Below are 19,149 nucleotides of genomic sequence, written 5' to 3' on the forward strand. Positions count from 1 at the left end.
CAGGTCGACGGCGACCGGCGCCTCCCAGCCGCGCCACACCGCGAGCACCCGCAGGGTGGCCACCAGCCCGATGACCAGCAGCGCCACCGGGATGGGGGCGAGCCCGGCCGGGCCGGCCAGCACGGTCAGCGCCGTGGCCCCGAGCAGCGCGGCGACGGCGTTGTACGGCCCGGGCTGCACGATGTCGGCCCGCTGCGCCAGCAGGACGTCGCGGATCACCGCCCCGCCGACGGCGGTCAGCGTCCCGATGAACACGACCGAGGCGCTGGGCAGGCCGGCGAGCTGGGCCTTCTGCGCGCCGATGACGGTGAACAGGCCGAGGGTGAGCGCGTCGAGCGCCACGAGCAGCGGGTTGAGCCGGGAGAGCCAGCCGGAGAAGTAGAAGGTGACCGCCGCGGTGATCGCCACGGTGGGCAGGTAGGCGGGGTTGGTCAGCGCCACGGGCGGGCCGGCGGCCAGCAGCACGTCGCGGATCAGCCCGCCGCCCAGGCCGCCGCTGACCGCCAGCAGCAGCACCCCGGAGACGGCGAAGCCCTCGCGCGCGGCCAGCAGCCCGCCGGTGAGCGCGCCGACGACCACCGCGGCGAGGTCGACGGCGGCCGGGACGCGCAGCGTCTCGGCGGTGGCGGCGAGGGTGCTCACGAGCGGTCATCATCCCGGCCGCACCCCGGCCGGCAGGCGGGGCGACTCCCCCGCACGGGGGAGACGGGCTGGAGCGGGTGGCCGCAGCCGCCGATCAGGGGGCCATGAGCCGGTCCACGGTCAGCAGGGCGGTCGGCACCCGGCTGTTCGCCGCCTACGCGGCGGCCAGCCTGGTGCCGGTCGTCGTGCTGGGCGGGGTGCTGGCGGCCGGCATCCGGCAGGACGCCGTGGACCGCGCCCTCGAGTACGGCTCCGCGCAGGCCGCGGTGGTCGAGGAGATGGCGATCGCGCCGGCCCTGCGCGGCCAGGACCTCGCGATGGGGCTGACCGAGGCCGAGCGGGAGCGGCTGCAGATGGCCACCGACCTCGCCGTCTTCCGCGGGTCGATCCTGCGGCTGCGGCTGCGCGACTTCTCCGGTGCCGTGGTCTTCGCCGACGACGGCGCCAGCGGGCCGGCCGAGGCCCTGCCGCACTACCCCGCGGGCGAGGGCGTCGTCCCCGCCACCGGGACGGCCTTCACCACCGCCGTGGACGGCGGCAGCTCCGTCGCGCTGCTCGACGACGACGACGGCCTGGCCGTCGGGCGGATGATCCGCGTGCTCCAGCCGATCGTCGCCGACAGCTCCGGCCGCTCGGTCGGCGTCCTGGAGCTGCTGCTGCCCTACGACACCGTCGCCGCCGAGGTCGAGGCGGCCACCGCGCGCACCTACTGGCGGCTCGGTGCGGGCCTGGGCGCCCTGTACCTCGTGCTCGGGGCGATCTCCTGGTCGACCACCCGGCGGCTGCGCCGGCAGGCCGCGCAGGCCGCCCACGACGCGCTGCACGACCCGCTGACCGGGCTGGCCAACCGCGAGCTGTTCGCCCGCCGGGTGGCCGCCGGGCTCGAGCGGGGCACGCCCGGCGCCGTCGTCCTCGTCGACCTCGACCGGTTCAAGGAGGTCAACGACACCCTCGGCCACCACGCCGGTGACCACCTGCTCCGCGAGGTCGGCCGCCGGCTGGACGCGACCGTCCGCGCCGGTGACACGGTGGCCCGCCTGGGTGGCGACGAGTTCGGCCTCCTCCTGCCCGGCGTCGACGACCCCGCCGACGCCCGCGAGCTCGTGCAGCGGGTCAGCGACGCGCTGGCGGTCGAGACCGTCGTGGACGGCGTCCCGCTGGCGGTGGAGGCCAGCTGCGGCATCGCGATGCACCCGGCCGACGCCGCCGACGTCGAGACGCTCATGACCTGCGCCGACGCGGCCATGTACCAGGGCAAGCGCGGCGCGACCGGGGTCGTGGTCTACGACCGCCGCGCCACCGCCCCCTCGCCGCACTCCCCGGCCCTGCAGCACGACGTCCGCCGCGCCCTGCAGGACGGCGACCTGCGGCTGCACTACCAGCCGCAGGTGGACCTGGCCTCCGGCCGCACCACCGGCGTCGAGGCGCTGCTGCGGTGGCAGCACCCGCAGCGCGGGCTGGTCGGCCCCGGGGAGTTCCTGCCCGCCCTCGAGCAGTCCGGTGTCATGGGCGCGCTCACCGAGTGGGTGCTGACGCAGGCGCTGGCCGACTGCGCCGCCTGGACCGCGGCCGGCGAGGACTGGACCGTCTCGGTCAACGTCTCGGTGCGCAACCTTGAGCAGCCCGGCTTCGCCGACACCGTCGCCCGGCTGGCCGCCGCGGCCGGGGTGCTGCCGTCCCGGCTGCACCTGGAGGTGACGGAGACGGCGCTGCCGGCCGACCTCGCCGCCGCGTCGGCGTGCCTGGCCGAGCTGGCCGCGCACGGCTTCGGCGCCGCCCTCGACGACGTCGGCGTCGGCTTCGCCAGCCTGTCGCACCTGCGCTCCCTGGCGCTCACCGAGGTCAAGGTCGACCGCGTCTTCGTCACCGGTGCCGCGGCGCACGCGGAGGACGCCGCCGTCGTCCGGTCGCTGGTCGAGCTCGCACACGGCCTGGGGCTGTCGGTCTGCGCCGAGGGCGTGGAGACGGCCGAGGTCGCCGACTGGCTGCGCTCGGTCGGCTGCGACCGCGCCCAGGGCTGGTACTTCTCCCGGCCGCACCCGTGGCCGGACCTGGTCCGCGCGCCCGCACCCGAGCCCGCGCTCACCTCCGTGGAGGTCCCCTCGTGACCCGCTCCCGCCGCGCCCTCGCCGGCGCCGCCGTCCTCGCCGCCGTGCTGGTCACGGCCGGCTGCGGATCCGCCGACCCGGCCCCGGCCGACGCCGGCCCGGCCGTGACGCTCGACGAGCGGCTGCACGCCGCGCTGCCGGAGGACGTGCGGGAGGCCGGCGTCCTGACCGTGGCCAACGACCCGTCCTACCCGCCGGCCTCCTCGTTCGGCCCGGACGGGCGCACGATCGTCGGCTTCGAGCCCGACCTCGGCGCCGCGCTCGGCGAGCTGCTGGGGGTGGAGGTGGAGTTCCGGGCCTCGTCGTTCGACACGCTGCTCGACGACCTCGCCGCCGAGCGGTTCGACCTGGTGATGAGCGCGGTCACCGACACCGCCGAGCGCGAGCAGCAGGCCGACTTCGTCAACTACTTCCGCGCCGGCTCCTCGATCGTCGTGCCGCGCGGCAACCCGTTCGGGATCCACGACCTGGCCGGGCTGTGCGGGCGGAGCGTGGCCGTCGAGGCCGGGACCGTGCAGGTCGGCCTGCTGGAGCGGGCGCAGGCCGCGTGCGCCCGGCGGATCGACGTCCGCGAGGTGCCGACCAACGACGACGCGCTGCTCGAGCTGCGCACCGGGCGCGCGGACGCGGTGCTCGCCGACTACCCGCCGGCGGTGTTCGTGACCACCGACCCGCGGACCCAGAACAGCTACCAGCTGGTCTCCGACACCCAGTACGAGCCCGGGCTCTACGGCATCGCGGTCGACAGGGACCGGACCGAGCTGCGCGACGTCCTGACCGAGGCGCTGCAGCGCCTGGTCGACGACGGCGTCTACCAGGAGCTGCTGGACCGCTGGGAGGTCGGGCACGGCGCCGTCGACGCGGTGACCGTCAACGGCGCCCTGCCGCCCACCGACTGAGTGCGGGAGCCGCCGGGTCACGGGGCCCGGCGGCTCCCGTGCTCACTGGCCCGGCGGGACGGCGACGGTGACCGCGGTGTCGCCGGGCGGTAGCGCGCCGGTGGCGGCCCCCTCGAGGTGCGTGTCCCCGAGGTGCACGTCCGCGAGGTGCACGTCCGCGAGGCGTACGTCCGCGAGGCGCACGTCCTCGAGGCGCACGTCCTCGAGGCGCATGGCCTCCTGCCGGCCGGCCTCCTCGCGCAGGATCGCGGCGTTCTTCCACGCCTCCGGGACGGCGAAGCCGTCGACCAGCGTGACCATGTGCGGCCGCAGCTCCCCGAGCAGCGCGTTCACCGTCGACGTCACCGCCTTGGACCGGGCCGGGGTGAGCTGGCCGTGCTCCAGCAGCCAGCCCTTGTCGGCCTCGATCGTCGACAGCGCGTAGAGGTCGCACAGCGTGTCGAGCAGCGCCCTGGCGGCCGGGTCGGTGGCCCGCTCGATGCCGGCGACGAACGCCTCGAGCACGATCCGGTCGATGTGCGTCTGCGCCGTCCGCAGCACGTGGTCCTGGACGCTGTTGAAGACGTCGAAGGGGTCCATGGGGCGGGTGGGCGACGAGGCGGTCGCGGCGTTGCGGCGGAGTCGCCGGATGGCGCCCTCGAGCGTGTGCTTCTCGCGGAACTCGAAGACCTTCAGCTGCCAGCCGCGGTCGCGCAGCGGGACGTCGTCGTCGCGGCCGGGGACGGCGTCGACCAGCCGGGCGATCAGCCCGCGGGCCGCCGTCCGCTCCAGGACCGTCTCGCGGACCATGTCGGCGACGAAGGCGACCCGGCCCCAGCCGTCGAGGGAGCCGAAGGCGTCCCGGTAGCCGGTGAGCAGGCCCTTGGCCACCAGCTGGAGCAGGACGGTGTTGTCGCCCTCGAAGGTGGTGAACACGTCGGTGTCGGCCTTGAACTGGGGGAGCCGGTTCTCCGCCAGGTAGCCGGCGCCGCCGCACGCCTCGCGGCAGGTCTGGATGGTGCGGGTGGCGTGCCAGGTCTGGGCCACCTTGAGCCCGGCCGCGCGCGACTCGAGCTCGCGCTGGGCGGCCTCGTCGACCTCCTGGCCGTGCTCGTGCACCGCCGTCTGGATGTCGTGCATGGTGCCGACCAGCTCCTCCTGGGCGAAGGCGAGCCCGTAGGAGGTGGCCAGCGCCGGCAGCAGCCTGCGCTGGTGGACCAGGTAGTCGTTGAGCACGACCTCCCGGTCGTGGCCGGGGGCGGTGAACTGGCGGCGCACGTCGCCGTAGCGGACGGCGATGTCGAGGGCGACCCTGGTGGCCGCGCTCGCCGCGCCGCCGACGCTGACCCGGCCGCGCACCAGCGTGCCGAGCATGGTGAAGAAGCGGCGGGTCTCGTTCTCGATCGAGCTGGTGTAGGTGCCGTCCTCGGCGACCTGGCCGTAGCGGTCGAGCAGCATCTCGCGCGGCACGCGGACGTGGTCGAAGGCCAGCCGGCCGTTGTCGACCCCGAGCAGGCCGGCCTTGGGCCCGTCGTCGCCGATGGTGACACCGGGGCACGGGTCCCCCCGCTCGTCGCGGATCGGCACCAGCCAGGCGTGCACGCCGCGGCGCTGCCCCTGGGTGACCAGCTGGGCGAACACCACGGCCATGCGGCCGTCCTTCGCCGCGTTGCCGATGTAGTCCTTGCGGGCGGCCTCGTGCGGGGTGTGCAGGTCGAACGTCTGCGTCCCGGGGTCGTACGTGCAGGTGGTGCGCAGCTGCTGGACGTCGGAGCCGTGGCCGGTCTCGGTCATCGCGAAGCAGCCGGGCAGGTCGAAGCTCATGATGTCGCGCAGGTACGCGTCGTGGTGGCGCCGCGTGCCGAGCAGCTGGACGGCGCCGCCGAACAGCCCCCACTGGACGCCGGCCTTGACCATGAGCGAGAGGTCGCCCTGGGCCAGCATCTCGATGGAGGTCACCGAGCCGCCGGCGTCGGCCTCGCCGCCGTACTCCTTCGGGAACCCGAGCGAGACCTGCCCGGTGGCGGCCAGTGCCCGCGACAGCCGGGTGATCCGCTCGCGGGCCTCCTGCACCGTCTCGCCGTACACCGGCGCGAACTGCGGGCCGAGTTGCTCGCGGGCCTGGCGCCGGACGTGCGCCCAGCGGCCGTCGAGCACGTCGCGGAGGTGCGCCGGGTCCACCGTGGTGGGGAGGGTCTGGGTCACTGCTGCTCCTCGGGGTCGGGGACGGGGACGGGGCGGGCGTCCGGGAGCAGGCCGGCGAGGCCGGCCCAGGCCAGTTCGGTGAGGTGCGCGGCGAGGTCGGCCCGCGGTATGGGCCGGTCGGCGCGCAGCCACCAGTCGGCGGCCGCGCGGACCAGCCCGACCAGGCCGTGCCCCCACGGGGCGGCGGCCGCGGGGTCGCGGCCGGCCTGCTCGAGGGCGACGGCCACCAGGGCGGCGGCCTGGTCGCCCACCAGGTCGCTGAGCGTGCGGATCGGGTCGGCGTCCACCGGCCGGTCGGGTGCGGCGACGACGAAGCGGTAGAGCTCGGGGTCGGCCTCGAGGAACGCCAGGTAGGTCTCGACCGCCGCGGCGACCATGCCGCGGGGGTGGTCGGTGGTGGCCAGGGCCGCGCGCAGCCGGTCGGTCAGCTGCGCCGCCACCCGGGTGCAGACGGCGACGTGCAGCTCGCTGCGGTCGGCGAAGTGCCGGTAGACGACGGTCTTGCTCGTGCCGGCCTCGGCGGCGATCTCCTCCATGCCGACGCCGGCGCCGCAACGGCCCACCGCTGCGACGGTGGCGTCGACCAGCTGCTCGCGCCGGGCGCGGCGGTGCTCGTCCCACCGGGAGTTCCGCCGGTCGCGCCTGGTCGTCCGCTCGTGCACGCTACCCACGGTACCCAGTACTCACGGTACCGTGCACCAGGCCTCGCCGCGTCCGGACGGCCCGCACGGACGGCGCCCGAGCCGGGGACGGCGGCCGCTGCGCCGTGCACGGGCGCGCGGCCTCCGGTGAGGTGGGGACGTGGACCGCCGCGACCCCTCGATGGACCCGACCGCCCACCCCCGCCCGCTGCTGCGCCGGCCGTGGACCTCGCTCGAGGGGGAGTGGGACTTCGCCGCCGACCCCGACCTGGCCGGCACGGTCGGCCGCGTCGACCTCGACCGCACCATCCGCGTGCCCTACTCCCCGGAGACCCCGGCCAGCGGCGTGCACTGGGCCGGCCCGCTGCACCGTGCCTGGTACCGCCGCCCGCTGCCGGGCCGGGCCGGCGACCGGCGCACCGTGCTGAACCTCGGCGCCGTCGACCGGGTGTGCGACGTCCGGGTGGGCGGCGCGCACGTCGCGCACCACGAGGGTGGCTACACGCCGTTCCGCGTCGACGTCAGCGAGCACCTCGGCGACCACGGCGCCGACCTCGTCGTCCGGGCCGACGACGACCCGCGTGACCTCGAGGCGGCGCGCGGCAAGCAGGACTGGCGCGACGAGCCGCACGAGATCTTCCACCCGCCGCGCGCTCGCCCGAGGACCTGCTGGCCCGCTACCGGGAGCAGTGGGCGGCGGTGCACGCCAGCAGCGCGCTGGCCGGCGCCTGCTGGACGCAGCTGACCGACGCCTACCACGAGGTCAACGGGCTGCTGACCGCCGACCGGGTGCCCGAGTGCGACCTCGACGCCCTGCGGCGGGCCACCCTCGGCCAGGCGGCAGCGGGCCCGGTTGAGAACACGTAACGATCACCCCCTCGTCATGCGGAACCGCTCCGACCGGGCCAGGGTCGGGACGGACGATGCCGCCGAGCCCGTGGAGGACCCCGTGCGCACGAACCGCCTTCTCCCCCCGGCCGTCGCCGTGGCCCTCGTGCTGTCGGCCTGCGGCGGCGGTGGGGACGCCGTCGACACCGGTGGGGGTGGTGGCGGCGGAGGCGGCGACACGCTGGTGGCGGCGGTGAGCGCCGAGCCCGACCAGTTCGACCCGCACGTCACCACCGCCTACCCGAGCTTCCAGGTGCTCGAGAACGTCTACGACACCCTCGTCGTCCCCAACGCCGAGGACCTGACGATGGAGCCGAGCCTGGCCGAGTCCTGGGAGACCAGCGAGGACGGCCTCACCTGGACCTTCACGCTGCGGGAGGGCGTCACCTTCCACGACGGCAGCGAGTTCGACTCCGCGGACGTCGTCTACTCGTACAACCGGATCATCGACGAGGAACTGAGCAACTCCTTCCGGTTCCAGAACGTCGAGTCGGTGGCCGCCGACGGGCCGCAGACCGTGGTCATCACCCTGACCCAGCCGACCCCGAACCTGCTCGAGCGGATCGGCTCGTTCAAGGGGATGGCGATCCTCCCCGAGGGCGCCGCCGACCAGGTCGACCTCACCACGGAGGCAGTCGGGACCGGGCCCTTCCGGCTGGAGAGCTCCGACGCGAGCAGCACCGTGCTGACGGCCTACGAGGACTACTGGGGCGGCACGCCGAGCATCGGCGGGGTCGAGTTCCGCTACGTCACCGAGCCGGCCGCCGCGCTCACCGCGCTGCAGAACGGCGAGGTCCAGTGGACCGACAACATCCCGCCGCAGCAGATCGAGTCCCTGCGGGGCGACGACACGATCGAACTGCAGACGACGCCGAGCGTCGACTACTGGTACATGTCCATGAACTACGCCCGTCCGCCGTTCGACAACCGGGACGTGCGGCGCGCGATCTCCTTCGCCGTCGACCGCGAGGCCGTCGCCGAGGCGGCGTGGTTCGGAGCGGCCCAGCCGAACCAGACGGCCATCCCCGAGGACAGCTTCTTCCACACCGACTACGCCCCGTTCGAGCGGGACCCGGACCAGGCCCGCCAGCTGCTCGCGCAGGCCGGGGTCCAGACGCCGCTGACGATGGGGCTGATGGTCACCGACGAGTTCCCGGAGACCATCACCGCCGCACAGGTGATCGCCAGCCAGCTCGGCGAGGTCGGCATCGAGGTCGACATCGAGACGCTGGACTTCGCGACCTGGCTGGACCGGCAGGGCCAGGGCGACTTCGACGCCTTCATGCTCGGCTGGCTCGGCAACCTCGACCCGGCTGCCTACTACCAGGAACAGCACCAGACGAACGGGCCGAACAACTACCAGAAGTACAGCAACCCGCAGGTCGACCAGCTGCTGCAGCAGGGTGCCAGCGAGACCGACGAGGACGCCCGCAAGCAGGCCTACGACCAGGCAGCGCAGCTGATCGTGGACGACGTCTCCTACCTCTACCTCTACAACCCCGACGTCGTGCAGGCGTGGGCGCCCGGCCTGGCCGGCTACCAGATCCGGGCGGACAAGGCGATCAACTTCGAGAACGTGGAGCTGCCCTGACCGGCTACCTGCTCCGCCGCACCGGCCAGTCGGTGGTGGTGCTGGCGGGGGTCAGTGTGATCGTGTTCGCCCTGGTGCACCTGGTCCCGGGCGACCCGATCCGGCTGGCCCTGGGCACGCGGTTCGACCAGGAGACCTACGACGCGCTGCGGGCGCGCTCCGGGCTGGACCAGCCACTGGTCGAGCAGTTCTTCGGGTGGTTCGGCCGGGCCGTCAGCGGCGACCTGGGGGTGAGCTTCCGCAGCGGGGAGACGGTCACGTCGCTGATCGCCGAGCGGCTCCCGGCGACGCTGACCCTGGCGTTCGCGTCGATCCTGGTGGCGCTGCTGATCGCCGTCCCGCTGGGCACCCTGTCGGCCCTGCGCCCCCGGTCGGTCGTCGACCGGGTCGCCACGGTGCTCAGCCAGATCGGCATCTCCGTGCCGGAGTTCTGGATGGCGATCGTGCTGATCCTGGTCTTCGCCGGGACGCTGGGGTGGCTGCCCTCGGGCGGGTACGTCCCGCTCACCGAGGACCCGGGTGGCTGGGCGCAGCGGCTGCTCCTGCCGGCGGTGGTCACCGGCGTGGTGTCCGGCTCGGTGATCACCCGGTTCGTGCGGTCCAGCGTGCTCGAGGCGCTGGGGGCCGACCACGTCCGGACGGCGCAGGCCAAGGGGCTGCCCACGCGCCAGGTCTTCACCTGGCACGTGCTGCGCAACGCACTGCTGCCCCTGGTGACCGTCACCGGCGTGCAGCTGGCCTACCTGCTGTCCGGGGTGGTCGTGGTGGAGATCGTCTTCTCCTGGCCCGGGCTCGGCCAGCTCGCCCTGCAGGCCGTCCAGGCCCGTGACTACCCCGTCCTCCAGGGGGCGATCCTGTTGTTCGCCGTGGTCTTCCTGCTCATCAACCTGGTCGTGGACCTCCTCTACACCGCCATCGACCCGAGGATCCGCCGATGACACACAGCCGGGTCCTGCTGCGATGACCGGCCAGCCCGTTCCCCGGGCCGCGGCTGGGCACACTGCGCCCGGGTCCGGCGCCGGGCACACTGCGCCCGGGTCCGGCGCGTCACCGCCACCCACCGAGGCCGGCGTCCGGTCGACGCAGCGGCCGCCCCGGCCACGGTGGCGGGAGACCCTCGGGCTCCTCGCCCGGAACCCGACCGCGGCCGTCGCGGCCACGGTCCTGCTGCTCATCGTCCTGATGGCGGTGTTCGACGAGACCCTCGCGCCGGCCGGCCCGAACGAGATCTCGGTCGAGGACCGGTTGCAGGCGCCGGGCTGGGACCACCCGTTCGGCACCGACGACCTCGGCCGCGACATCCTCAGCCGGGTGGTCCTGGGGGCGGCCGTCTCCCTGCGGGTGGGGTTCCTCGCCGTCGCCTTCGCGTTGGTCGCCGGCGCCCTCATCGGGCTGCTGGCCGGCTTCTACGGCCGCTGGGTGGACGACGTCCTGATGCGGTTCATGGACGTCCTCTTCGCCTTCCCGGCGGTGCTCCTGGCCATCGCGGTCCTCGCCGTCCGCGGCCCCGGGGCCGGCAACACCGCCCTGGCCATCGGGATCGTCTACATCCCGGTGTTCGCGCGGGTGACCCGGGCCAGCGTGCTCGGCGTCCGGGAGGAGGTCTACGTGCGGGCCTCGCGGTCGGTCGGCGCATCGGACTTCCGGCTGCTCACCCGGCACGTGCTGCCCAACGCCGCGCCGCCGATCATCGTGCAGACCTCGATCAGCCTCGCGTTCGCCGTGCTCGCCGAGGCGGCGCTGTCCTTCCTCGGCCTGGGCACCCAGCCGCCGAACCCCTCCTGGGGGCTGATGCTCGCCGAGGGCCGCGGGTTCATCGACATTGCCTGGTGGCTGGCCTTCTTCCCGGGGATGGCGATCTTCGTGACCGTGCTGTGCTTCAACCTGCTGGGCGACGGGCTGCGCGACGTCCTCGACCCGCGCCAGCGCACGCTCATGGCCGGAGGTGGCCGGTGACCGCGTCGGCGACCGGGGAGCCGCTGCTGGAGGTCGAGGACCTGCGGGTGCGGCTGCGCACCCCGCGCGGGCCGGCCTCGGTGGTCAACGGGCTGAGCTACACCGTCGGGCGCGGCGAGACGGTGGCCGTCGTCGGGGAGTCCGGCAGCGGCAAGAGCGTGTCCGTCCTGGCGCTGCTGGGGCTGCTGCCCGCCCGCGTGGCGACGGTGACCGGCTCGGCGCGGCTGGACGGGGAGGACCTGCTCGGCATGTCGCCGGAGCGGCTGCGCCAGGTGCGCGGCCCCGGCGTCGGGATGGTCTTCCAGGACCCGATGACCTCGCTCAACCCGGTGCTCACCATCGGGCGGCAGCTGGTCGAGGGCATCCGCGCCCACGGTGAGGTCTCCAAGGCCGAGGCGCGCCGGCGCGCGGCCGGGCTGCTCACCGAGGTGGGCCTGCCCGACCCCGAGCGCGCGCTGGACCGCTACCCACACGAGCTCTCGGGTGGCATGCGACAGCGGGTGGTCATCGCGATCGCGCTGAGCAACAGTCCCTCGCTGCTCATCGCCGACGAGGCCACCACGGCGCTCGACGTCACGGTGCAGGCGCAGATCCTCGACCTGGTGGAGAAGCTGCGGGCCGACCACGGCACCGGGGTCATCTGGATCACCCACGACCTCGGCGTCGTCGCCGGCATCGCCGACCGCGTCCTCGTCATGTACGGCGGGCGGTGCGTGGAGGACGGCACGGTCGACGACGTCCTCGAGCGGCCGGCGCACCCCTACACGCGCGGCCTGCTCGGCGCGCTGCCCGACCTCGCCACGGCCGACGAGGGCGACCTGGCCACCATCCCCGGGACGCCACCGGCGCCCACCGACCCGCCGGACGGGTGCGTGTTCTGGCCGCGGTGCCCGGTGCGGTCGGACCCGCGCTGCGAGACCGAGCAGCCGCCGCTGCAGGTGGTGGGGACCGGGCTGTCGGAGGGGCTGCCGCACCGGGCGGCGACCTGGTGCGCAGAGGGGGGTGCACGGTGAGCGCGGTCTCGCTGGGCGAGGGAGCCGCGGCCGCTCCGGCACAGCGCGAGGTCCTGGTCACGGCCCGCGGGCTGGAGGTGCACTTCCCGGTCCGCTCGGGCGGGCCGCTGCGGCGCGCCACCGGTGTGCTGCGCGCGGTCGACGGCGTGGACCTCGACATCCTGCGCGGCGAGACCCTCGGCCTGGTGGGGGAGTCCGGGTGCGGGAAGTCCACGCTGGGGAACGCGCTGCTGCGGCTGGTCCCGCCGACCGGCGGGACGGTGACCTTCGACGGCATCGACGTCACCGCGCTCGGGCGCAGGCAACTGCGCGAGCTGCGCCGGCGGGCCGGGATGGTGTTCCAGGACCCGTTCGCCTCGCTCGACCCGCGGCGCACGGTCGCCCAGACGGTGTCCGAGCCCCTGGAGGTGCACGGCCTGCACCCGGGGCGGCAGGCCAGGGCCGACCGGGTGCGGGAGCTGCTGGAGCTGGTCGGCCTGGACCCCGCCGTCGCCACCCGCTACCCGCACGAGTTCTCCGGCGGGCAGCGGCAGCGGGTCGGCATCGCCCGGGCGCTGGCCGGCGAGCCGGACTTCCTGGTCTGCGACGAGGCGATCGCCTCGCTCGACGTCAGCATCCAGGCGCAGGTGCTCAACCTGCTGCGCCGGCTGCAGCGCCGGCTCGGGCTCACGCTGCTGTTCGTCTCGCACGACCTGTCGGCGGTGCGGCACATCTCCGACCGGATCGCGGTGATGTACCTGGGTCGGATCGTCGAGGTCGGACCCGCCGAGGCCGTGAGCGCGGCCCCGCAGATGCCCTACACGCGGGCGCTGCTGTCGGCGGTGCCGGTCCCGCACCCCGAGCTCGAGCGCTCGCGGCAGCGGATCGTGCTGCGCGGCGACGTCCCCTCGCCGTCCCGGGTGCCGAGCGGCTGCCGGTTCCGCACCCGCTGCCCCGACGTCTTCGCGCCCTGCCCCGACGTCGACCCCGCGCTGCAGCCGGTCGGCTCGGCACCCGGCCACGTCGCCGCCTGCCACCTGCACGGGGTGGTCGGGACGCCGGTCCGGCGGGCGGAGCCCGAGGCGCCGGTGGACGCCGGCGACCCGGCCGCGCCCCGGACGGCCGCCCCGCCGGAGCGCTGACCGGCCGGACCCGGCACCGCCTGGTACGGGACCGTCCGTTTGCCCGTACCGGCAACCGGCTACCCGCCGACCCCGTGGACGGCGCAGGGGCGCCGCCGGAACGGGGAACGACAGATGGCGTCGAGCAGGACCGCACGGGAGACCGCGACCACCGGCCTCTACGGCAGCAGGATCGGGACGACGGTCGGGCGCACGGCGCTGACGGAGTTCATCGGGACGGCGATCCTGGTGTTCGTCGGCACCGGCACCGTGGTGGCCGGGCCCGCCACGGGCAACACGCTCTACGACCTGCTGGCCGTGGTGCTCGCCTTCGGTCTCACGCTCACCGCGCTGGCCGCGGCCCTGGGACACGTCTCGGGGTGCCACCTCAACCCGGCGGTCACGCTGGGGCTCGCGGTGACGCGGCGCTTCCCGTGGCCGGCCGCCGGCGCCTACGTCGCCGCCCAGCTCGCCGGTGGGATCGCCGGCGCGGCGGCGACGTGGGCGGTCTACGGCCGGGCAGGCCGGGAGGAGGGGCTGCTCGGCGCCACCACGCCGCAGGAGGGCGTCTCCGCCGGCCAGGCGTTCCTGGTCGAGGCGCTGGTGACGTTCGTCCTGGTCCTGGTCGTGGTGTCGGTCGCCACCGACGACCGCGCGCAGGCGGCGATCGCGCCGGTGGCCGTGGGCTCCGCGCTGGCCGCCGGCATCTTCGTCGCCGGACCGCTCACCGGTGGTGCGGTCAACCCGGCGCGGGCGTTCGGGCCCGACCTGCTGACCGGTCAGCTCTCGTCGCTGTGGATCTACCTCCTGGCGCCCACCGTCGGCGGCGTCCTCGCCGCGGTGGTCTACGACCGCCTGCTCGCCGGGGGCGAGCCGCCGGAGGCCTGACCGGCCCGACGGGCGCGTGGGGGTCGGATCTCCGGCGGAGGTCAGTCGCGGCCGCTCCGGGTGGGCCGGCGGCCCTGCCGCCAGCCCGACCGCGAGCCCGGCCGGCTGCCGCCGCGGTGCCCGCGGCCGCCGTCGTGCCCGTGCCGGGCACCGTCGCGTCCCGGTCCGCCGTCGGCCCCGCGGCTGCGGGGCGCGCTGCACGGGCGGCAGGTGCTGAACCACGGCGCGATGGCGGTGCCGCACTCGACGCAGCTGCCCGACCGGCTGATCGAGATGGCGTCCGGCAGCATCTCGCTGATCGCCTCGGCGCACTCCTCCTCGACCCAGGCGGCGTCGTCACTGCTCAGGCCGGCGACCCCGGGGAACTGCCGGAGCAGCGTCTGGGCGTCCCGGGCGCCCGCCGCGGCCTGCTCGTACACCTCGACCGCGCTGCCGACCGGCACGTCGGGCAGCACGAGCTCCGGGGGGACGGGCAGGCCGACCGCGTGCCGCAGCGCGGCCCGGGCCAGCACCAGCCAGCGGGTGCGGCGCGGCGGGTCGTGGTCGATCGGCAGGTTCACCAGCCGCCAGACGGTCTGCAGGTCGCCGGCGGCGCCGAGCGGCCCGCGCAGCAGCGGCAGGAGCGCCCGCACCCGCAGGACCAGGCCGGTGACGTCGTCCGGCGTCATCGCCTCGTCGCGGGTGGCCGCGCGGGCCCAGGCCTGCCAGCGGACCAGGGCCTCGGGCAGGTCGACCGCCTCGAAGGCGCCGAGGTCCGCCAGCTCGGGGCGCAGCCGCGGCGCGCGCTCGGGCAGGTCACTGGCCCGGTCGCCGCGGGCGACCTCGGCGCCGACCGCCACGAGGGCGGCCGAGGGCTTCAGCCCCGGCACACCGGTGAGCACACCCACCGTCCCGTGCCCGGTCAGGCCGTAGCGGCCGGCCCGCCCGGCGATCTGCGCGGCCTCCCAGCTGCGCAGCGGCCGCAGCTCGGTGCCGTCGAACTTCGTCGTCTCGGCGAAGAGCACCGTCGCGGCCGGCACGTTGATGCCGTGGCCGATCACGTCGGTGGTCACCAGCACGTCGAGCTCGCCGGTGGTGAACCGCTCGATGACCTCGCGCCGGGTGGCCGGGGGGAGCGCCCCGTAGAGGACACCGACCCTCCCGGCCCGGTGCCGGTCGAGCTCGGCGGCGACGGCGTAGACGGTCTTGCGGGAGAAGGCGACGACGAGGGTCTGCGGGCGGACGCCGGTGGTCCGGATCGGAGCGCGCAGGACGTCGAGCCGGGACAGCCGCTGGTGGTGGACGACGTCGACCCGGGCGGCGTCGGTGACGAGCGGCGCCAGGAGCGGATGGGCCTCGGCGGCGGAGATCAGGTGCATCTCGCGGTACTCGCCGGTGAGGAGCAGCCGCGCCCAGTGGTGGCCGCGCTCGGGGTCGGCCACCCAGTGCGACTCGTCGAGGACCAGCAGCTCCCCGCGCATCGGGGCCTTCTCCACCGTGCAGCAGACGATCGGCGCGTGCGGGTCGATCTCCTCCTCGCCGGTGGACAGGCCGACCGTGCCCTCGGGCAGCTGGGCGGCGAGCTTGGCGTGGGCCTCCTGCGCCAGCTGCCGCAGCGGAGCGGCGTAGACCCCGGAGCCGGTGGCGGCCAGGGCCTGCAGCGACTCGTACGTCTTGCCGGAGTTGGTCGGGCCGAGGTGGAAGACGACCCGCTCGGGCGGCGTGCTGCGCACCGGCAGCTCCGGCGCGGCACCCTCGACCCACGACTGCTGGGCGCGGCGCTCCTCGCGGGCGGCCTCGCGGGCGGCGGCGCGATCGGCCTCGCGGTCGGGGGAGCGGTCGGCCGGACGGTCGGCCGTCGTCCTGGCGGTGGCGCGCTCGTCGGCGGGCAGCCGCCGGCGACGGCGGGCGGGCGACTGCGGGGGGACGGTCTCGGGCAGGGGGTGTCCTTCGGTCGACGTGCGAGGTGAGGCCGACACGAGGAACCGCGGACCTTTCCCACGCGAACACCGGCCGTGCCCGGATCATGCCCGCGGTCCCGACAAGTGGCCGGTGCCACAGCCGGTGGACCCCGACGACACGCCGGGGCGATCCCTGCCGGAACGGGGTCACCGCCGGGGTCCGGTGCCCGTCCACGCTCGACGCGGGTCGTTGCGGTCGACAAGTGGTGGGCCCGGGAGGCCGGTCACCACCCGTGATCGGGGCCCGGACAACGATCCGTGCACGCGGACGCCGGGGCCCCTCCCGAGCGGGCGGCCGGGACCGTGTCCGCTCATACCGTTTCGCCACTGCCCCCGGCCGGGAACCGGTGGGGGGCAGCGGCCGACGCCTTCCCCGTCGGTCCGCGCGAACTCGGGGGTGGTCTTCGTGAGCGGCATCGGCGCACGGTCCGGTGGTGAGGTGCTCGTCGGCGGCGGCGTCCGTCAGGGCTGGTGGCTCGTCGTCGACGAGGTGGACGGCTCGGAGCGGGTCGTCGCCGGGCCGTTCGGCGAGCGGGCCGAGGCCGGCTGGGCGGCGGGCGCCCAGGAGCCGGGGACCCACCTGGTGCACGGGTTCCGCCGGGCGGACGGCGGCCTCGCCCGGCGACCGTCACCGCAGGACGGGGCGTGGCTGGTGCACCTCGGTGAGCAGCTCGACCGGCTGCCCGAGGACTGGGACACCGTGCTGTCCGACGACGACGCCGCCCTGGGCACGCTGGTGGTCGAGGTGACCGCGGCGCTGTGCGAGGCGGGGCTGGCCCTGCACGACGCCACCGGTACCGGCGGGGCCTCCCTGCTCCCCGAGCCCGCGCTCGGCGGCATCGTCGTCAGCTGGCTGCAGCACGACCGGATGAGCGTCGACCAGGTCCACGGCGACATCGCGCACGCCCTGGTGCAGCAGGCGATGAACCAGGTCCTGGCCGACGTCCTGGCGCTGCGTGGCTTCGCCGTGGACCCGCTCGGCGGCGCCCACGTCGTCCGCCGGGCCGGCTGACCCCGGCCGCTCCTGCCCGACCCCGGACCGCTCCGTAGCATCGGATCCGTCAGGAGGGCTCGCCTAGAGGCCGATGGCGGCGGTCTTGAAAACCGCTATGGGGTCACACCCATCGTGGGTTCGAATCCCACGCCCTCCGCTCTTGACCAGCGGTTTTGCGCTGCTCGAGGAGTTCCGGCGACGGGCGCCCGGCGCTGCAGATCGCTCGCGTGCCCGCTACGTGCCCGTACGGTTCGGGGTCGTGCCCGCCGCGAGGCGCCCGAGGCGGGCCGCGACCTCGGCGTCGCGCCGCTCGGCCGCGTGCTGGTAGATCATCGCCGCGCGGGACGACGAGTGGCCGGCACGTCGCATGACCTCGGCCAGGGTCGCCCCGCTCTGCGCCGCCAGGGTGAGTCCCGCATGCCGCAGGTCGTGCAGATGGATATCGGGTAGGCCGGCTGCTCGCCGGGCCGTGCTCCAGGCGGCGTGGACGTGATGGGCGCGGAGAGCCCTCCCGTCCCTCCGCACGAACAGTCGAGCGGTCGGCAACGCCGGGGAGCGGGTTCTCAGGTGCTCAGCCAGTGCCGAGACGCCCTGCGGGGGAAGGTGGACGACGCGTTGGCTACCCGCCTTCGGCGGGCTTTCCACGGGGCCCGCGTCCGTCTCCACGACCTGCCGCTGCACGGCCACAATGCCGGCGTCCATGTCGATGTCGCCGATGCGGAGGGCCAGCAGCTCGCCGAGGCGCAGGTGGGCCCAGAAGGCCAGGTCGACGAGGCCCCGGAGGTTCTCGGGCATGTGCGCGGAGAGGTGCTGCACCTGGTCGACGTCCAGCAGCGGTCGCTCGTCACTGCGGGCCTGCCCCGCACCCATGATCCGGCAGGGATTTCGGGGGAGCGCGTCATCGGCAACGGCCGTGGCCAGGATGGCGTGGAGGAGGGCATAGGCCTGTCTGGTCGCCGTCGGGCCGGTGGCTGCGCTCGTCTCGGCGTGCCACCGTCGCACCGCGGCCGGGGTGATCCGGTCGAGCGGCAGGCCTCCGAGCGCGGGGAGCACCCAGCGGTCGAGGGAGTGCTGGTAGGTCTCGCGGGTCCGCACGGCGAGGGGACGACCTCGAACGGTCCGCTCGGCCAGCCACGCCTGGCTGTACTCGCGGAGCGTGACGCCGCTGCGCAAGGGGTCGAGCCACACGCCGCGCCCCATGTCGACCTCCACCGCGGCCAGGAAGCGCGCCGCGTCGGTCTTGGTGGCGAACGTGCTCGGTGCTGACCGGTCCCGGCCGTCCGGGCCCGGGTAGCGGGCCTGCCACCGGCCGGAGGGCAGCTTGCGCACGCGACCGAAGCGCCTTCTGGTGCTGCTTGCTGGCATGCTCCGACCTTGGCCGCCTTCGGCTCTGCAGGGAACTCGTCTGTGGACGCTGGTCGACGCCCTACCGGCAGGGCACCCGGCCGGCCGCCACGAAGGCGTCCAGCGCGCAACGCTCGAGGCGCACGTGCTTGCCGAGCTTGACGTAGGGGATCCGCCGCTCGCTGATGAGGCGGCGGACGAAGCGTTGCCCGGTGCCCAGGTACTCGGCAGCCTGGCCGATGGTGAGCAGCTGACCGGAGTCGCTGGGTGGTGGACGCCCGTCGGCCGGTGCCGGGGACATCGCTTCTCCGTGCAGAGCCTGGGCCATGTCAGCGGTCGCCCGCTGGGAGAGTGGGACGCTGACCTTCCCGATTCCTCCAGTAGGGCCCGAGTGCGCCGCCGCGGGGTGCACCAGTCTGACGGGCAGCGCCTCCCGTATCCCGGTGAGAGCGCCGATGGGGGTGCAGGCTCATCGCGAGCCCCCCGGGCCGGGGGCAGCCTGACCGTGTTGGGCGTCGATCCAGCTGCGTAGGTCCTCGGCCCGGTAGAGGACGCGGCGGCCGAGGCGGAAGCTGTGCGGGCCGGTGCCCAGGTGGCGCCAGTACCGCAGGGTGGCGACGGGGGCGCGCAGCAGCTGGGCTGCTTCGGTGATGGTGAGCAGCTCGGCGGTGTGATCGGGGCCGGGGGTCTGGTCGTTCATGGCTGTCTCCGGGGGCTGGGCGAATCTGGGTGGCCGTCCACCTGTAGAAGGCGCCGTTTCGCGGCCGTTGGTGACAGCGCACAGCCAACTTCTCCGGTCGATCTCCTGCTTTGCTCCGGTGCGTCTCCGGTGGCCGGTGACTCAGCACGTGAGAGCCGCCGGGTCACGGTCCGCCGTCGGGGGCGGCGCCGAGCGGTGGCGTCCGGCAGGGGACCGGCTCCGGCAGGGACCTGCCGGAGGTCGGCGGGTCCGTCAGTAGTT

18 protein-coding genes and 1 tRNA gene are annotated in these 19,149 nt (G+C 75.0%); 12 read left to right on the forward strand and 7 right to left on the reverse strand.

Features of this window, described 5'->3' with window-relative positions; translation table 11 throughout:
• The coding region (locus ABQ292_RS18330) for a trimeric intracellular cation channel family protein (protein WP_369209038.1) at nucleotides 1-642 on the reverse strand (642 nt) is incomplete at its 3' end.
• A gap of 104 nt (nucleotides 643-746) precedes the next feature.
• On the opposite strand from ABQ292_RS18330, the gene ABQ292_RS18335 reads away from it, so the two are divergent.
• Nucleotides 747-2,750: a putative bifunctional diguanylate cyclase/phosphodiesterase gene (locus ABQ292_RS18335; RefSeq protein ID WP_369209040.1), complete on the forward strand. Its 2,004-nt coding sequence runs from the start codon at nucleotides 747-749 to the stop codon at nucleotides 2,748-2,750.
• Nucleotides 2,747-3,649, forward strand: a complete 903-nt coding sequence (locus ABQ292_RS18340; protein ID WP_369209042.1) for an ABC transporter substrate-binding protein — start codon at nucleotides 2,747-2,749, stop codon at nucleotides 3,647-3,649. The genes ABQ292_RS18335 and ABQ292_RS18340 overlap by 4 nt, the downstream gene beginning before the upstream one ends.
• Nucleotides 3,650-3,691: 42 nt before the next feature.
• Here the strand turns inward: ABQ292_RS18340 and ABQ292_RS18345 are convergent, their stop codons facing one another.
• Together ABQ292_RS18345 and ABQ292_RS18350 are read right to left on the reverse strand one after the other, a co-directional pair.
• On the reverse strand, nucleotides 3,692-5,833 hold the full coding sequence (locus tag ABQ292_RS18345) for an acyl-CoA dehydrogenase family protein (protein WP_369209044.1): 2,142 nt from the start codon (nucleotides 5,831-5,833) through the stop codon (nucleotides 3,692-3,694).
• Nucleotides 5,830-6,495 (reverse strand): TetR family transcriptional regulator, encoded by a 666-nt coding sequence (locus ABQ292_RS18350; RefSeq protein ID WP_369209046.1) that lies wholly within the window; start codon nucleotides 6,493-6,495, stop codon nucleotides 5,830-5,832. The genes ABQ292_RS18345 and ABQ292_RS18350 overlap by 4 nt, the downstream gene beginning before the upstream one ends.
• Before the next feature lie 139 nt (nucleotides 6,496-6,634).
• On the opposite strand from ABQ292_RS18350, the gene ABQ292_RS18355 reads away from it, so the two are divergent.
• From ABQ292_RS18355 to ABQ292_RS18390, 8 genes are all read left to right on the forward strand, one after another.
• On the forward strand, nucleotides 6,635-7,219 hold the full coding sequence (locus ABQ292_RS18355) for a glycosyl hydrolase 2 galactose-binding domain-containing protein (RefSeq protein ID WP_369209048.1): 585 nt from the start codon (nucleotides 6,635-6,637) through the stop codon (nucleotides 7,217-7,219).
• Nucleotides 7,174-7,341 carry a hypothetical protein gene (locus ABQ292_RS18360; RefSeq protein ID WP_369209050.1) on the forward strand — a complete coding sequence of 56 codons (168 nt, stop codon included), beginning with the start codon at nucleotides 7,174-7,176 and terminating at the stop codon, nucleotides 7,339-7,341. The genes ABQ292_RS18355 and ABQ292_RS18360 overlap by 46 nt, the downstream gene beginning before the upstream one ends.
• A gap of 82 nt (nucleotides 7,342-7,423) precedes the next feature.
• On the forward strand, nucleotides 7,424-8,953 hold the full coding sequence (locus ABQ292_RS18365) for an ABC transporter substrate-binding protein (protein ID WP_369209052.1): 1,530 nt from the start codon (nucleotides 7,424-7,426) through the stop codon (nucleotides 8,951-8,953).
• A gap of 8 nt (nucleotides 8,954-8,961) precedes the next feature.
• The gene (locus tag ABQ292_RS18370; RefSeq protein WP_369209084.1) at nucleotides 8,962-9,891 is read left to right on the forward strand and encodes an ABC transporter permease; all 930 of its coding nucleotides are present in this window, start codon (nucleotides 8,962-8,964) and stop codon (nucleotides 9,889-9,891) included.
• Between the two features lie 22 nt (nucleotides 9,892-9,913).
• Nucleotides 9,914-10,909 carry an ABC transporter permease gene (locus tag ABQ292_RS18375; RefSeq protein WP_369209054.1) on the forward strand — a complete coding sequence of 332 codons (996 nt, stop codon included), beginning with the start codon at nucleotides 9,914-9,916 and terminating at the stop codon, nucleotides 10,907-10,909.
• The gene (locus ABQ292_RS18380; protein ID WP_369209056.1) at nucleotides 10,906-11,922 is read left to right on the forward strand and encodes an ABC transporter ATP-binding protein; all 1,017 of its coding nucleotides are present in this window, start codon (nucleotides 10,906-10,908) and stop codon (nucleotides 11,920-11,922) included. The genes ABQ292_RS18375 and ABQ292_RS18380 overlap by 4 nt, the downstream gene beginning before the upstream one ends.
• Nucleotides 11,919-13,043 carry an ABC transporter ATP-binding protein gene (locus ABQ292_RS18385; protein WP_369209058.1) on the forward strand — a complete coding sequence of 375 codons (1,125 nt, stop codon included), beginning with the start codon at nucleotides 11,919-11,921 and terminating at the stop codon, nucleotides 13,041-13,043. The genes ABQ292_RS18380 and ABQ292_RS18385 overlap by 4 nt, the downstream gene beginning before the upstream one ends.
• Before the next feature lie 114 nt (nucleotides 13,044-13,157).
• A complete protein-coding gene (locus ABQ292_RS18390) occupies nucleotides 13,158-13,910 on the forward strand; it encodes an MIP/aquaporin family protein (RefSeq protein ID WP_369209060.1) in 753 nt (250 codons plus the stop codon).
• Nucleotides 13,911-13,951: 41 nt separating this feature from the next.
• Here ABQ292_RS18390 and ABQ292_RS18395 read toward each other — a convergent pair whose 3' ends face one another.
• Nucleotides 13,952-15,868 (reverse strand): helicase-related protein, encoded by a 1,917-nt coding sequence (locus ABQ292_RS18395; protein WP_369209062.1) that lies wholly within the window; start codon nucleotides 15,866-15,868, stop codon nucleotides 13,952-13,954.
• Between the two features lie 388 nt (nucleotides 15,869-16,256).
• Between ABQ292_RS18395 and ABQ292_RS18400 the strand changes: the two genes are divergently transcribed.
• The gene (locus ABQ292_RS18400) at nucleotides 16,257-16,862 is read left to right on the forward strand and encodes a hypothetical protein (protein WP_369209064.1); all 606 of its coding nucleotides are present in this window, start codon (nucleotides 16,257-16,259) and stop codon (nucleotides 16,860-16,862) included.
• Nucleotides 16,863-16,914: 52 nt separating this feature from the next.
• A tRNA-Ser gene (locus ABQ292_RS18405) sits at nucleotides 16,915-17,001 on the forward strand.
• 77 nt (nucleotides 17,002-17,078) lie between these two features.
• Here the strand turns inward: ABQ292_RS18405 and ABQ292_RS18410 are convergent.
• The 3 genes from ABQ292_RS18410 to ABQ292_RS18420 form a co-directional block, all read right to left on the reverse strand.
• Nucleotides 17,079-18,209, reverse strand: a complete 1,131-nt coding sequence (locus tag ABQ292_RS18410) for a site-specific integrase (RefSeq protein ID WP_499803643.1) — start codon at nucleotides 18,207-18,209, stop codon at nucleotides 17,079-17,081.
• A gap of 61 nt (nucleotides 18,210-18,270) precedes the next feature.
• Complete coding sequence (locus tag ABQ292_RS18415) at nucleotides 18,271-18,489, reverse strand: helix-turn-helix domain-containing protein (RefSeq protein WP_369209068.1); 219 nt, start codon at nucleotides 18,487-18,489, stop codon at nucleotides 18,271-18,273.
• A gap of 168 nt (nucleotides 18,490-18,657) precedes the next feature.
• Entirely contained in the window at nucleotides 18,658-18,888 is a 231-nt protein-coding gene (locus tag ABQ292_RS18420) for a helix-turn-helix transcriptional regulator (RefSeq protein ID WP_369209070.1), read from the reverse strand.
• Between the last annotated feature and the right edge of the window lie 261 nt (nucleotides 18,889-19,149).

It is taken from the genome of Geodermatophilus maliterrae (assembly GCF_041018925.1).
Lineage (GTDB): Bacteria > Actinomycetota > Actinomycetes > Mycobacteriales > Geodermatophilaceae > Geodermatophilus > Geodermatophilus maliterrae.